Source organism: Achromobacter sp. SLBN-14 (assembly GCF_006715415.1).
In the GTDB taxonomy this organism is placed as follows: Bacteria; Pseudomonadota; Gammaproteobacteria; order Burkholderiales; family Burkholderiaceae_B; genus Achromobacter; species Achromobacter mucicolens.
In genome coordinates, this window is the sequence record NZ_VFNE01000001.1 from 1,211,550 (window position 1) to 1,224,630 (window position 13,081).

The following is a 13,081-nucleotide window of genomic DNA, read 5'->3' on the forward strand; positions in this document are numbered from 1 at the left end:
GTATTCTTCCCCTGCCCAAAGAAAACAACAATTATCTTCACGCATCTTTAGAATACGGAAAAACCATCTTCCGGATAGACAGGCCGTTATGGACTCACGCTTTTTGCAGACGTATGTGCATGTGGTGGAACTGGGTTCAATCGCCCAGGCCGCCCGTCACCAGGGGCTGACGCCAGCGACGGTGCAGCAACGGCTGCGCGCGCTGGAAGCCGACGTGGGCAGCGCATTGATCGCGCGCTCGGGCCGCACCGTCAAACCCACGCCTGCCGGCGTGCGCATCCTGGAGCGGGCGCGCGCCATCCTGCGCGACGTGCGCGACCTGCGCTCGGCCGCGTCGGACACGGATCTGCCTGCAGGACCCTTGCGGCTGGGCGCCACGCCCACCGCCCTGACCGGCATCATGCCGCCCGTGCTGCGCACCTGGGTGGCGCGGCATCCGGGCATCGAGATCTATATCGAGCCGGCGCCGACCACGCTGCTCTACAGCAAGGTGCTGTCGGGCGAACTGGACGGCGCGCTGCTGGTGCATCCGCTGTTTCCCATCCCCAAGACCTGCGCGTGGCGCGACCTGCGCCGCGAACCGCTGGTGCTGGTCACGCCTGCGCAGATGAAGGTCGACGACCCGCTGGCCGTCATCGCGCGGGAACCGTACATCTGCTATGACCGCAGCGTGGTGGGCGGCAAAATGGCGGACGACTACCTGCGGGCGCGCAGCCTGCGCCCCCGGGTCCGTTTTGAACTGGATGGGATCGAATCGATTGCCAAGCTGGTTTCCGAGGGGCTGGGCGTGGCGCTGCTGCCAGACTGGGCCAGCACGGGCGCGCCGCTGGCGCACGTCAAACGCTGGCCGCTGCCCGAGCCCTGTCCGGTTCGAACGGTGGGCGCCATCTGGCTGCGGTCAGGCGTGCGATCGGAATTGATGCGGGCCTTCGTGGAACTAGCCGAATCGCAGCTGGGCCTGGGCGGCACGACCGCCCAGCGCACGCGCTAGGCAATGGCGTCTTCGCCGTTGCGCGCCACGACCACGCCGCTGGACACCACCAGGCGCCGCGGCGAACGCTGCACCACGGCTTGGGCGATACAACCCGCATCGGCCAGCACCAGATCGGCACGCGCGCCGGGCGCCAGGCCGTAGTCCGCAAATCCGCAGGCGCGGGCGGCGGCGCGGGTCACGCAGTCGAATGCCCACTCGATCTCGTCGTCGCGGCGCAGATCGTTGCGCAGCCCGATCAGCGCGGCGCGCTCCAGCATGTCGGGGTTGCCGTAGGGCGTCCAGGTGTCCCGGATGCCGTCGTTGCCGCCAAAAAGCGTCACGGCCGCCTCGCGGCAGGCGCGTAGCGAGGGCACCGGACGAGACGCCGGCGCGGTGGTCAGCAGGGCGACGTCCAGCAGCGCCAACCGCCGCAGCAAGCCCTCCAGACGGCGGGCGTCGAGCGCGCCCAGGCAAAAGGCGTGGCTGATGACGACCTTGCCTTTCATGTCCAGCGCCTGGACGCGGTCCAGAATCAGCTCCAGCGTAAAGGCGCCCAGTTCGCCGGGCTCATGCAGATGGATATCCACCGGTTTGCCGTGCTTGTCGGCCAGGCCAAACAGCACATCCAGGGATTTCACGGGATCACGGTCGATGGCGGACGGGTCCAGTCCGCCGAGCACGTCGGCGCCATCGGCAAGCGCCTGGTCCAGCAGGTCGGCCGTGCCGGCGCGCGCCAGGAGGCCCGACTGCGGAAACGCCACCGTCTGGATCTCGACGCGCCCGGCCAGCGCTTGCCGCGTGGCATGCACGCCTTCCAGGTGCTTCAGTCCGGCGTCGGTGTCGATATCGACGTGGGTGCGGATGCGCGTCGTGCCCGCGCGCAGGAACGCCAAAGCCAGCGCATGCGAATGGCTGGCGGCGTCGTGCCCGGTGGCGGCACGCCAGTTGCGTTCGTTGTCGATGCGATCGGTCAGGGACGGGCCGACCTTGTTCACATACCAGGCGGAACCCCAGGTCGTCTTGTCCAGATGGGTGTGGCCTTCGACGAAGGCGGGCAGCAGCAAGGCGCCGCCACCCTCTTCGACGTTCACGGTGGGATCGGCCTCAAGGCCGGGGCCGATTTGCAGGATGCGGCCGCCGCGCACCAGAACGTCCACGCCCTCGCCTTGCGGCGTGCGGACGTTCGTGAGGAGCAGATCCGCCATGTCAGACTTGGGGCGGTTCGATCCAGAAAAAGCGCTCGCCCTGGCGGACCATGTCGGCAACGCCTTCGGCGCCGATGCGATAGTCCGTGCCCATCAGCGTGGCCCCGCCGTCTTCATGGATATGGATGACGGCCAGCGGGTCGTTGGCCATGGTGTACCAGTAGTAACCGGGCTTGAGATTATGGAGGTCGGTAGTCATGCGTCGAGTATACAAACAACGCCTCGGCATTTTCAAAAAGACAACACATATGCAGCGCCCACCTGACAGGTAAGTCGTGACACGTCATACTCCCCGAAGCAGAGATTGAGTCCGTCTCAAGCAGGTGGCACGTGCGGGCCCCAGCCATAACAGCAATAAGCGCGCAAGCGTTCATCGCGAGGGATACAGCTAGCACATGAAACGGCAGTTACTTCAGTTCAGCGAACCGCTCAAGCAGGCCATTCTGGACGGGGCAAAGGTGCAAAGTCGGCGCATTCTCAAGCCGCAGCCGTCCAAGTTCACCACGGTCTGGTACGCGGACGCCGCCGATTCCGGCAGATGGGTGGCCATGGGGCCGTCGCCTGACAACCCGTCCGAGATGCGCAAGACTTCAAGCTGGGTCAGGTGCCCCTATGGAAAATCGGGCGAGACCATCATCCTGGCCGACGAAGCCGGCGCGCCGTTTGCCAGCGCCGTGGTCGTGGGCGTACGTATCCAGCGGCTGCAGAACCTGACCGAGGCCGATGCGCGTGCGGAGGGCACGCACGCGCTTTATCAAAGCTCGGCGCTACTGCCCGGCGTGCCCCTGCAAACGGCGTTCGCGCTGATGTGGTGCGAACGCTATGGCGCGCATGCGTGGGCGGCCAATCCCTGGGTGTGGGTGGTCGAATACCGCCAGACCACGCCCTTCGACAAATCCGATTACTGAGGCGCTGGCGCGCGGGCGCAACACCGCTCGCGCCGGCCGCCCGGAGTTGGTGTCAAGGCGTAACACCGGCTCTCGGCTTCAGTCAATTCCATCCTATTTCAATCGACTTCAAGCGACGTTTCGCCAGAGCGGACCCGCGCTGCCGCAGTGCAGCACCCCTCGTCCACTGAAAACGGGGGCGGTTGCGGATTGTCGCGATTGCGGCCGGGATGCTTACGTATAGCTGGCGCAAACCGCCGAAAATAGCGCCAACGAATACTCAACTTTGCTGCGTCTCGCAGCGGGCAGGTGCAAGATGAAAAAATGGCTTATTGCAGGTGTTGGCGCCGCGGGGCTGATGATCTCCAGTGTCGCCTTGGCACGCGTGGACGTCGGCATCTCGATCGGCGTTCCTGGAATCGTCTACCCGGCACCGGTCTACGTGGCTCCACAGCCGGTCTACGTGGCGCCGCCGCCGCCGGTGTACTACCGCCCGGCGCCGGTGTACGTCGCGCCCCCGCCGCCGGTGGTATACCCGGCGCCGGTGTATTACCGTGGCGGTCGCTACTACGATCGCGGCCACTATCACGGCCCGAAACACGGTCACGGGTATTACCGGGGCCGCGGCCACGACCGCGATTGATAATCGCTCGCGCCAAAAGCAAAGGCCACTCCTGCGAGTGGCCTTTCTTTTGTCGAGGCAATGTCCGGTGCCCCGTGACAACCTGTCAGGCGGCGGGCGCCTGCACAGGCTTCGCAACCACCGAGGCCGGTTGTTGCGCAACCGGTTTGGCCTTGTCATCGGCCCAACGCGGTGATTCCTGGACCAGATCGATCCAGCGGCGCGGCGCACTGGACGCCCGCCACCAACCATTATGCGGACGCATGAGCAAACTCCGGTTCACCGTTAAAACGCACACCATTAATGCCCTGGAACAGATGACGGCTTTCCTGTTCTGCTTCGTGCAAATCAGTGAACGGCGCCTGACCCGGCACCGTCCAGCATTTTTCGGGTGCGGTTCCGCCGATTCGGCGAGTCCATATTTGCACCCGATAACCCTGCTCGTCTTCCTTTGCCACAGAGCATCTCACACGAAAATCTCCAATCATTCTTGAAGTCATGGACAACTCCTTGTTATATAAGTGAATGAAGCGTGTAGAACGCCGGTGTATTGTGCCGTAACTATCCGGCCCTTTTATGCCAAATACACAATTGCTCACATCAAAAATCAAGCACTCACGTGAGCACGATAGCGTTCCAAAAAGACAGCAATATGTCGGCAATGATAAAAAAAAACGGAGCCCGCAGGCTCCGTCTTTTTATCAGCCAAATGGCCGATGGACGCCGCGCGAATATCAGGGTTTTAGTACCGTAATACCGCCCATGTAGGGCTGCAGCGCTTCCGGAATCAACACGCTGCCATCTTCCTGCTGGTGGTTTTCCAGCACGGCGACCAGCGCGCGGCCCACCGCCAGGCCGGAGCCGTTCAAGGTGTGGACATATTCCGGCTTGCCCTGGGCATTGCGGAAACGCGCCTGCATGCGGCGGGCCTGGAAGGTTTCGCAGTTGGACACCGACGAAATCTCGCGCCAGGTATTTTGTGCCGGCAGCCACACTTCCAGGTCATAGGTCTTGGACGACCCGAAACCCATGTCGCCCGTGCACAGCAGCACGACGCGGTACGGCAGATTCAGCAATTGCAGCACGCGCTCGGCGTGCCCGACCATTTCTTCCAGGGCCTCGTACGACTGGTCCGGCTGCGTGATCTGCACCATTTCGACCTTGTCGAACTGGTGCTGGCGGATCATGCCGCGGGTGTCGCGGCCGCCGCTGCCGGCTTCAGAGCGGAAGCACGGCGTGTGGGCGGTGAGCTTGAGCGGCAGGTCGGCGGCGGCCTGGATCGTGCCGCTGGCCACGCTGGTCAGCGTGATTTCCGAGGTGGAGATCAGGTACTGGTCTTCGCGCACATACGGCTTGCCCTGGTCGTCGACCTTGGGATCGTCGTCGCCGCCGCCCTTGGAGACCGCAAACATGTCGTCCTTGAACTTGGGCAGCTGGCCGGTGCCGTACAGCGTCGAGGCGTTGACGATGTACGGGGTGTAGCACTCGGTATAGCCGTGCGTGCCGGTCTGCAGGTCGAGCATGAACTGGGCCAGCGCACGGTGCAGGCGGGCGATGGGGCCGCGCATGAACGAAAAGCGCGCGCCCGACAGCTTGGCGGCCATGTCGAAATCCAGGCCCAGCGGTTCGCCCAGCGCGACGTGGTCGCGCGGCTCAAAGCCCAGCGCGGGTGGGTTGCCGTCGGCGCCGGCCTGGCCGGGCAGCCAGCGGCGCACTTCGACGTTGTCGTCGGCGGACTCGCCCAGCGGCACGCTGGCGTGCGGCAGGTTCGGCACCGACATGAGCAGGTCATTGAGCGGCTGCTGCAGGGCGGCCAGCTCTTCCTCGAGCTGCTTCAGGCGCACGGGCACGGCCTGCGATTCCGCCATGACGGCGCTGGCGTCCTCGCCCTTGGCCTTCAATTGGCCGATCTGCTTGGCCAGCGCGTTGCGGCGGGCTTGCAGGGACTCGGTTTCGGTCTGGACGGCCTTGCGGCGAGACTCCAGGTCGTTGAACCGTTCCGTGTCGAAGGCGACGCCGCGGGTCTTCAGGCGGTCTACGACGGTTTGCAGGTCTTTGCGCAGCAGTATCGGGTCTAGCATGGTGAGGTCGGTGAGGTTGCAAAAAAGGCGGCGGGGGATTGCCCGTCACCGGTTCTTGGCGCGTTCCTGTGCGTCCAGCTCGCGCAGGAATGCCAGCTTCTGCTGGATTTTAGCCTCCAGGCCGCGATCGGTCGGCCGGTAGAAGGAAGGCTTGAGTCCGTCAGGGAAATATTGCTCGCCCGCGGCGTAGCCATGCGGCTCGTCGTGCGCGTAGCGGTAGGCCTTGCCATGACCCAGCTGTTTCATCAGCTTGGTCGGCGCATTGCGCAGGTGGATGGGCACCGGCGCGCTGCCGTGTTCCGCCGCGAACTTGCGCGCCTGGTTGTAGGCGTTGTAGACCGCGTTGGACTTGGCGGCGCACGCCATGTACACCACCGCCTGCGCCAGCGCGAGCTCGCCCTCGGGGGAACCGAGTCGCTCGTAGATGTCGGCGCCGTTCACGGCCAGGTCGGTCGCGCGGGGGTCGGCCAGGCCGATGTCTTCCACCGCCATGCGCACCAGGCGGCGCGACAGGTACTTGGGATCGGCGCCGCCGTCGATCATGCGGCAGAACCAGTACAGTGCCGCGTCCGGGTTCGAGCCGCGCACCGACTTGTGCAGCGCGCTGATCTGGTCGTAGAAGGCGTCGCCGCCCTTGTCGAAGCGCCGCAGGTTCTGCGACAGCGAGATTTCCAGCCAGGCGCCGTCCACCGTGTCGCGTCCGGCGGACTGCGCCGATTCGGCCACGACTTCCACCGCGCTGATCAGGCGGCGCGCGTCGCCGTCGGCCCACGCGGCCAGCTGCTCGCGCGCGTCGGGCTCGATGCGGATGGTGTCGCCCGGTTCCTGTCCTTCGTTGAGCGCCGCGACCGCACGGTCAACGAGCTGCTGCAGTTCTTCTGCCGTCAACGATTGCAGCACATACACGCGCGCCCGCGACAGCAAGGCCGAGTTGACCTCGAACGACGGGTTTTCGGTGGTGGCGCCGATGAACGTGAACAGACCGCTTTCGACATACGGCAGGAAAGCGTCCTGCTGCGCCTTGTTGAAGCGGTGGACTTCGTCGACGAAGAGGATCGTGCGCCGGCCCTGGCCTTGCGCGACCTGCGCCACCGTCACGGCGTCGCGGATGTCCTTCACGCCGCCCAGCACGGCCGAGATGGCGATGAACTGCGCGTCGAAGCCGTCGGCCATCAGGCGCGCCAGCGTGGTCTTGCCCACGCCGGGCGGCCCCCAGAAGATCATGGAATGCGGACGGCCGGAGTCGAAGGCGACGCGCAGGGGCTTGTCGGATCCCAGCAGATGCGACTGGCCAACCACGTCGGACAGGGTGCGGGGACGCAGGCGTTCGGCCAGGGGAACATAGGGCCGATGCGCGGGATCGGCCGCGAAGAGATCGTTGCTCATTGGCAGCAGATGAAGGGGTGCAGCAAGGATTTCAAGTCTGCATTACACCATGCCCGCGCCCTGGCGCCCGCCGGCCGTTGCCCCGGCCGGCGGCGTGGCCGCCCTACGCCAGTTCGGGCGGGGCGAAGCGGCGGTTGGCCAGCACGGGCAGCACCTTGCGCGCGTGGGCGAGGCGCTCCGGGTCGATGTCGGCAAAGACCAGCGCGGGCGCTTCGCCCGCACGCGCCGTGACGACGCCCAGCGGATCCACCACCATGCTGCAACCGATGTTGCGCTCGCCGCATTCGCCGGTGGCCGCGACGTAGCAGGTGTTCTCCAGCGCCCGCGCCGTGACCAGGACCTCCCAGTGCATTTCCTTGAGCGGGCCGCGCACCCACGCGGCCGGCAGCACCAGCAGGTCGGCGCCGTCCAGCGCCAGCCGGCGGGCCAGTTCGGGAAAGCGCACGTCGTAGCAGGTCATGAGGCCCACGCGCAGGCCGGCAATGTCCAGCAGCGGGGGGATGTCCGTGCCCGGGGTGACATTGGTCGATTCCTTCATGGTGAAGGCGTCGTACAGATGCAGCTTGCGGTACTGCGACAGGATCTGGCCGTCGCGGATCGTGACCAGCGTGTTCCACACCCGGCCCTTGCCCGTCGGCACATGCACGCACATCATGGTGGCCAGGTCCGACCCGCGGCTGGCATCGAGCAGGCGCGTGATGAACGGACCGTCCAGCGCCTGCGCGGCCTTGAGCACGATCTGCGGATCGGTGATGTCGCGCGCCAGGATGCCTTCGGGCAGAACCAGGAGGCCTGCCCCGCCGGCGCGGGCGCGTTCCATGAGATCGATGCAGACCTGCGCGTTTTCTTCCCAGACGCGGCTGACGGCGAACTGGCCCAGGGCGACTTTCAGCATGGCATTTCCTTTGTCAAAGCACAGGCGCGCCTCAAGGGGCGCGCGGCATGGACCTATTTTCCCATCGTCCGGGCGGCGTGGCGTACGGGAAACTCCTAGCTCCCGCTTGTAAATTTCTTTCACGATAATGAAAAAAACAGGATTTGACGTAAATATTTTCCATATCGGGCCGCCATCATGACCAACTCCTCCTCTCCCGCAGCTCCCCTGGACGTGAACGGCAAGGGCCTGGGCGCGTTTCCCGAATCCTGTACCACCGCCGACGTGGCGGCGCTGAACTGGAACCTGCTGAACGAAGACGTGAGCCTGCCGGTGGCCGTGCTGTACGAAGCCCGCATGCGCCACAACCTGCAGTGGATGCAGCAGTTCATGGAGGCCTATCACGTCAAGCTGGCGCCGCACGGCAAGACGACGATGAGTCCGGCCCTGTTCAAGCGCCAGATCGACAACGGCGCCTGGGGCATCACCCTGGCGACCGCACCGCAGGTCCTGGCGGCCTACCAGCACGGCGTGCGCCGGGTGCTGATGGCCAATCAGCTCGTGGGCCGCGCCAACATGGCCATCATCGCCCGTCTGCTGGAGGATCCGGCCTTCACGTTCTTCTGCATCGTGGATTCGGCCGCCAACGCCGCGCAGCTGGGCAAGTTCTTCGGCGACGAGGGCAAGGTGCTGCCCGTGCTGATCGAACTGGGTCCGGCGGGCGGGCGCACCGGCGTGCGCGACGACGCGCAGTTGCAGGCCGTGGCCGATGAGATCGCCCGCTGGCCCGGCCTGGCGCTGGCCGGCATCGAAGTCTATGAAGGCGTGCTGCAGGAAGAAGGCGCCATCCGCGCCTTCCTGCGCCGCGCCACCGACGCCTTGCGGGGCCTGGCCGCCGCGGGCCGGCTGCGCAAGAGCGGGCCCGCCCTCATCTCCGGCGCCGGGTCGGCCTGGTTCGACGTCGTGGCCGAGGAATTTTCGCAAATGGACATCGGCAGCCCGCTGGAAGTGGTGTTGCGCCCGGGTTGCTACCTGTCGCACGACGTGGGCATCTACCGCAGCGCCGCCGAGCGAATCAACGCGCAGAACCCCGTGGCCCGCCAGATGGAGCCCGGCCTGCAACCTGCCTTGCAGGTCTGGGCCTACGTGCAGTCGCTGCCCGAACCCGGGCGCGCCATCATCGCGATGGGCAAGCGCGATGCCGCCTTTGACGCGGGCCTGCCCACCCCTGCCCTGCTGTACCGGCCCGGTTCGGTGCAGCCCGGCGCGGCGCCGTCCCACTGGAAGCTGTCGGCCATGATGGACCAGCACGCCTTCATGCAGGTGGGCGACGGTGACGACATCCAGGTGGGCGACATGATCGCCTTCGACATTTCGCATCCCTGCCTGACGTTCGACAAATGGCGTCAGGTGCTGCTGGTGAACGAGCACTACGGCGTCACCGGCGTGGCCGAAACCTTTTTCTAGTCCCCCTGCCCGCGGCACCGCGCCAGGCCCACAGGGGACCGCAGCATCCGGGCACCCGGCGCTCATCCGATATCACGCGACAACCTGTTTCTGACCCTCTGGAGAGAGAATCATGAACTTCCGTACCTCCCGGCGAGGCGGTGGGCTGAAGAGCCTGCTCGCGGCCGGCGCAATTGGCTTGACCGCTTTGTCGACCCCCGCCCTCTGTGCCACGCCGGTCAAGGGAGGCACGATCTCCGTCGCCACCATCGGCGAGCCGCCGACGCTGGATCCGATGACCAGCACCGCCGATCTGGTGGGCATCCTGACCCAGCACTTCTTCGAGACGCTGTACACCTTCGATGCAAAGTGGAACCTGACGCCGCTCCTGGCCGACAAGATGCCCGAAGTGTCGGCGGACGGGCTGGTCTACACGATTGCGCTACGCCAGGGCATCACGTTCCATGACGGCTCGAAGATGGATTCGTCGGACGTGCTGGCGTCCCTGAAGCGTTGGACCGAGACCGCCACGCGCGGCAAGATGGCCGCCAAGATCATCAGCGGCATCGAGGCCCCGGACGCCAACACGATCCGCATCACGCTCAAGCAGCCGTACGCGCCGCTGACCGCGCTGCTGGCCATGAACAACAGCGCCGCGGTCATCATGCCCAAGGGCAAGATTGCGCCGTCCCTGACCGAATTCATCGGCACCGGCCCGTATCAGTTGAAGGCCCGCGTGCCCGACCAATACGTGCAGCTCGTCCGCTTCGAGGGCTACAAGCAGCGCGAAGGCGAGCCCAACGGCTATGGCGGCGCCCGCAAGCAGTACCTGGACGAAATCCGCTTCGTGCCGGTCAGCAATGCCAACACGCGCGTCGAAAGCGCCGTGGCCGGCCAGTTCGACTACGTGGACTCGCTGCCCGTGGAGTCGCTGCCCAAGCTGAAGAACGGCCGCTCCGATCCGGTCATGCTCAAGCCCTTCGGCTGGCCGCGCCTGGTGCTCAACACCAAGCAGGGCATCATGTCGAACCAGGCCGTACGCCAGGCGGTGCAGCTTGCCTTGAATGAAGAAGACATGCTGTTCGCGGCGTTCGGCGACAAGAACTTCTACAAGCTCAATGGCGACCTGTACCCGGAAGGCTATCCGTGGGCCACGTCGCTGGGCGGCAAGGTCTACAACAAGGGCGACGCCGCGGCGGCCAAGAAGCTGTTGGACGGGGCCAACGTGCAGGACCGCAAGATCCGCATCCTGACCAGCCAGCAGTACGAGTTCCATTACAAGATGGCGCTGGTGGCCGCCGAATACCTGAAGGCCGCGGGCTTCACGGTGGACATGCAGGTGGTCGACTGGGCCACGCTGACGCAGCGCCGCCAGGATCCGGCCGTGTGGGACATCTTCATCACGCACAGCCCCTTCCTGCCTGAACCGGCGCTGATCGACTTCCCGTCCAAGGACGCGCCGGGCTGGTGGGACACGCCGCGCCGCAACCAGGTACTGGACGCCTTCAACCAGGCCGGCTCGCAGGAAGAACGCGTCAAGCGCTGGGCCGACGTGCAGCAGGCCGTGTACGACGAAGTGCCGTTCATCAAGGTCGGCGACTTCAACGCCCAGGCCGCGCGCTCGCCCGCGCTGCAAGGCACGCAGGCCGTGCCGTGGCCGTACTTCTGGAACGCCTGGAAGGCGTCCAAGTAAGCGCACGTCCGTCGGGCGGCCGCTGCCGCCCGACGCCGCAGGCACCCGCGCGCGACCCGGTCGCGCCCGCGCAATGACCTCTAGGATTTCACCGTGTTGCGTTATCTCTTGAATCGGCTGGTCGGGCTGGTGGCCGTGATGTTCATCGTCGCGACGATCGTGTTCGTGATCATCCGCCTGACGCCCGGCGACCCGGCCGCCGTGATGCTCGGTCCGCAGGCCAGCCAGCAGGACATCGCCGCCCTGCGCGCGCAACTCGGGCTGGACCAGCCCGTGGCGGTGCAGTACGTGTCGTGGCTGGGCAAGCTGCTGCAGGGCGACCTGGGCCAGTCCATCTTCATGAACAAGCCGGTGCTGGCGGCGCTGGCCGACCGCGCCGAGCCGACGATCCTCCTGACACTGATGTCGCTGTTGATCGCCAGCGCCATCGCGCTGCCGGTCGGCATTCTTTCCGCGGTCAAACGGGGCACCACGCTGGACCAATCGGTGCTGTCGTTCTCGATGTTCACGTCCAGCGTGCCGAGCTTCTGGCTGGGGCTGCTGCTGATGCAGGTGTTTTCCGTGAAGCTGGGCTGGCTGCCGGTGGCCGGTTATGGCGGCCCGGACGCTTCGCTGGCCACGCGCCTGTCGCACCTGATCCTGCCTGCGGTCGTGCTGGGCCTGGTGAATTCGGCCCTGATTACCCGCTTCATCCGCGCCAGCATGCTGGACGTGCTGCGCGACGACTACGTGCGCACGGCGCGGGCCAAGGGCCTGCCGGAACGCAAGGTCATCCTGAAGCACGCGGTGCGCAACGCGTTGATCCCGATTCTGACGGTGCTGGGCTTGACGACGGCGTTGCTCATCAGCGGCGCGGTTGTGACCGAGACCGTGTTCGGCCTGCCTGGTGTCGGCAGCCTGGTGGTGTCGGCAGTGCTGCGCCGCGACTATCCAGTCATCCAGGGCGCGCTGCTGATCATCGCGGCGATCTACGTGCTGATCAATCTGCTGATCGACCTGCTGTACCTCGTGGTCGACCCCCGCGTGCGTTACTGAGCCATCGACATGACGACTGCAACTTCCATGAATCCCGGCGCGGACCGCTGGCAGGTCCTGCGCCTGCTGGTGGCGCGCAAGACGGTGCTGATCAGCCTTATCGTGATCGTGGTGCTGGCGGCCGCCGCGCTGCTGGCGCCGTGGATCAGCCCCTACGATCCCTTCAAGCTGTCCATCATGAACCGCCTGAAGGCGCCCGGCGCCGCGCACTGGTTCGGCACCGACGACTTCGGGCGCGACGTCTTCAGCCGCGTCATCCACGGCGGACGGCTGTCGCTGATGGTCGGCTTTTCCGTCGTCATCCTGTCCAGCGTGCTGGGCATTGCGCTGGGGCTGATCGCGGGGTTCTTCCGCACGGCCGACAAGTTCGTGTCGCGGCTGATCGACGCGATGATGGCGTTCCCCGATATTTTGCTGGCCATTTCGCTGGTAGCGGCGCTGGGCCCGTCGCTGGTCAACGTGGTGATCGCGCTGGGCATCGTGTACACGCCGCGCCTTGCCCGCATCGTGCGGGCCTCGACGCTGGTGATCCGCGAACTGCCCTTCGTGGAAGCCGCCCGCGCGCTGGGCGTGCCCACGTGGCGCATCGTCACCGTGCACGTGCTGCGCAACCTGGTGTCGCCCATCCTGGTGCAGGGCACCTTCATCTTCGCGTACGCCATCCTGGCCGAGGCCGGCCTGTCGTTCCTGGGCGTGGGCGTGTCGCCCGACATCCCGACCTGGGGCACCATGATCAACGCGGGCCAGCAGTACATGGGGTCGGCCGACTGGATCATGATCTTTCCCGGCGTCGCCATCGTGCTGTCCGTGCTGTCGCTGCAACTGGTGGGCGACGGCCTGCGCGACGTCCTCGATCCGCGCCTGCGCAAGGAGCTGTAA

At 65.9% G+C, this 13,081-nt stretch carries 13 protein-coding genes; 7 read left to right on the forward strand and 6 right to left on the reverse strand.

Annotated elements, in window-relative coordinates; translation table 11 throughout:
• Window positions 1-88: 88 nt before the first annotated feature.
• Window positions 89-991 carry a LysR family transcriptional regulator gene (locus FBY20_RS05520; RefSeq protein WP_142050581.1) on the forward strand — a complete coding sequence of 301 codons (903 nt, stop codon included), beginning with the start codon at window positions 89-91 and terminating at the stop codon, window positions 989-991.
• Here the strand turns inward: FBY20_RS05520 and FBY20_RS05525 are convergent.
• Window positions 988-2,178 carry an amidohydrolase family protein gene (locus tag FBY20_RS05525; protein WP_142050583.1) on the reverse strand — a complete coding sequence of 397 codons (1,191 nt, stop codon included), beginning with the start codon at window positions 2,176-2,178 and terminating at the stop codon, window positions 988-990. The two genes, FBY20_RS05520 and FBY20_RS05525, sit on opposite strands and share 4 nt — an antisense overlap.
• A 1-nt stretch (window position 2,179) precedes the next feature.
• Complete coding sequence (locus FBY20_RS05530) at window positions 2,180-2,377, reverse strand: hypothetical protein (protein ID WP_056568607.1); 198 nt, start codon at window positions 2,375-2,377, stop codon at window positions 2,180-2,182.
• Between the two features lie 196 nt (window positions 2,378-2,573).
• On the opposite strand from FBY20_RS05530, the gene FBY20_RS05535 reads away from it, so the two are divergent.
• Both FBY20_RS05535 and FBY20_RS05540 read left to right on the forward strand, forming a co-directional pair.
• Window positions 2,574-3,086 (forward strand): ASCH domain-containing protein, encoded by a 513-nt coding sequence (locus FBY20_RS05535; protein ID WP_056321397.1) that lies wholly within the window; start codon window positions 2,574-2,576, stop codon window positions 3,084-3,086.
• Between the two features lie 295 nt (window positions 3,087-3,381).
• Window positions 3,382-3,708 carry a virulence factor gene (locus FBY20_RS05540; protein WP_056321394.1) on the forward strand — a complete coding sequence of 109 codons (327 nt, stop codon included), beginning with the start codon at window positions 3,382-3,384 and terminating at the stop codon, window positions 3,706-3,708.
• A gap of 230 nt (window positions 3,709-3,938) precedes the next feature.
• Here the strand turns inward: FBY20_RS05540 and FBY20_RS05545 are convergent, their stop codons facing one another.
• The 4 genes from FBY20_RS05545 to FBY20_RS05560 all read right to left on the reverse strand — a co-directional run bounded on the left by FBY20_RS05545 (window position 3,939) and on the right by FBY20_RS05560 (window position 8,049).
• On the reverse strand, window positions 3,939-4,187 hold the full coding sequence (locus FBY20_RS05545) for a hypothetical protein (RefSeq protein WP_081100999.1): 249 nt from the start codon (window positions 4,185-4,187) through the stop codon (window positions 3,939-3,941).
• A gap of 234 nt (window positions 4,188-4,421) precedes the next feature.
• Window positions 4,422-5,768 carry a serine--tRNA ligase gene (gene serS / locus FBY20_RS05550; protein WP_056321392.1) on the reverse strand — a complete coding sequence of 449 codons (1,347 nt, stop codon included), beginning with the start codon at window positions 5,766-5,768 and terminating at the stop codon, window positions 4,422-4,424.
• Between the two features lie 45 nt (window positions 5,769-5,813).
• Window positions 5,814-7,154 carry a replication-associated recombination protein A gene (locus FBY20_RS05555; protein ID WP_142050586.1) on the reverse strand — a complete coding sequence of 447 codons (1,341 nt, stop codon included), beginning with the start codon at window positions 7,152-7,154 and terminating at the stop codon, window positions 5,814-5,816.
• Between the two features lie 103 nt (window positions 7,155-7,257).
• Window positions 7,258-8,049, reverse strand: a complete 792-nt coding sequence (locus FBY20_RS05560) for a deaminated glutathione amidase (protein ID WP_142050589.1) — start codon at window positions 8,047-8,049, stop codon at window positions 7,258-7,260.
• A 177-nt stretch (window positions 8,050-8,226) separates the two neighbouring features.
• On the opposite strand from FBY20_RS05560, the gene FBY20_RS05565 reads away from it, so the two are divergent.
• From FBY20_RS05565 to FBY20_RS05580, 4 genes are all read left to right on the forward strand, one after another.
• Window positions 8,227-9,495 (forward strand): amino acid deaminase, encoded by a 1,269-nt coding sequence (locus FBY20_RS05565; protein ID WP_056321387.1) that lies wholly within the window; start codon window positions 8,227-8,229, stop codon window positions 9,493-9,495.
• A 112-nt stretch (window positions 9,496-9,607) separates the two neighbouring features.
• Entirely contained in the window at window positions 9,608-11,167 is a 1,560-nt protein-coding gene (locus FBY20_RS05570) for an ABC transporter substrate-binding protein (RefSeq protein ID WP_142050592.1), read from the forward strand.
• 93 nt (window positions 11,168-11,260) lie between these two features.
• Entirely contained in the window at window positions 11,261-12,202 is a 942-nt protein-coding gene (locus tag FBY20_RS05575) for an ABC transporter permease (protein WP_056321384.1), read from the forward strand.
• A 9-nt stretch (window positions 12,203-12,211) separates the two neighbouring features.
• Complete coding sequence (locus FBY20_RS05580) at window positions 12,212-13,081, forward strand: ABC transporter permease (protein ID WP_142050595.1); 870 nt, start codon at window positions 12,212-12,214, stop codon at window positions 13,079-13,081.

What these genes read in the sequence shown, in the direction of transcription:
- FBY20_RS05520 (WP_142050581.1), top strand. Translation starts at nt 89, where the DNA reads ATGGACTCACGCTTTTTGCAGACGTATGTGCATGTGGTGGAACTGGGT.
- FBY20_RS05525 (WP_142050583.1), bottom strand. Translation starts at nt 2,178, where the DNA reads ATGGCGGATCTGCTCCTCACGAACGTCCGCACGCCGCAAGGCGAGGGC.
- FBY20_RS05530 (WP_056568607.1), bottom strand. Translation starts at nt 2,377, where the DNA reads ATGACTACCGACCTCCATAATCTCAAGCCCGGTTACTACTGGTACACC.
- FBY20_RS05535 (WP_056321397.1), top strand. Translation starts at nt 2,574, where the DNA reads ATGAAACGGCAGTTACTTCAGTTCAGCGAACCGCTCAAGCAGGCCATT.
- FBY20_RS05540 (WP_056321394.1), top strand. Translation starts at nt 3,382, where the DNA reads ATGAAAAAATGGCTTATTGCAGGTGTTGGCGCCGCGGGGCTGATGATC.
- FBY20_RS05545 (WP_081100999.1), bottom strand. Translation starts at nt 4,187, where the DNA reads ATGACTTCAAGAATGATTGGAGATTTTCGTGTGAGATGCTCTGTGGCA.
- serS (WP_056321392.1), bottom strand. Translation starts at nt 5,768, where the DNA reads ATGCTAGACCCGATACTGCTGCGCAAAGACCTGCAAACCGTCGTAGAC.
- FBY20_RS05555 (WP_142050586.1), bottom strand. Translation starts at nt 7,154, where the DNA reads ATGAGCAACGATCTCTTCGCGGCCGATCCCGCGCATCGGCCCTATGTT.
- FBY20_RS05560 (WP_142050589.1), bottom strand. Translation starts at nt 8,049, where the DNA reads ATGCTGAAAGTCGCCCTGGGCCAGTTCGCCGTCAGCCGCGTCTGGGAA.
- FBY20_RS05565 (WP_056321387.1), top strand. Translation starts at nt 8,227, where the DNA reads ATGACCAACTCCTCCTCTCCCGCAGCTCCCCTGGACGTGAACGGCAAG.
- FBY20_RS05570 (WP_142050592.1), top strand. Translation starts at nt 9,608, where the DNA reads ATGAACTTCCGTACCTCCCGGCGAGGCGGTGGGCTGAAGAGCCTGCTC.
- FBY20_RS05580 (WP_142050595.1), top strand. Translation starts at nt 12,212, where the DNA reads ATGACGACTGCAACTTCCATGAATCCCGGCGCGGACCGCTGGCAGGTC.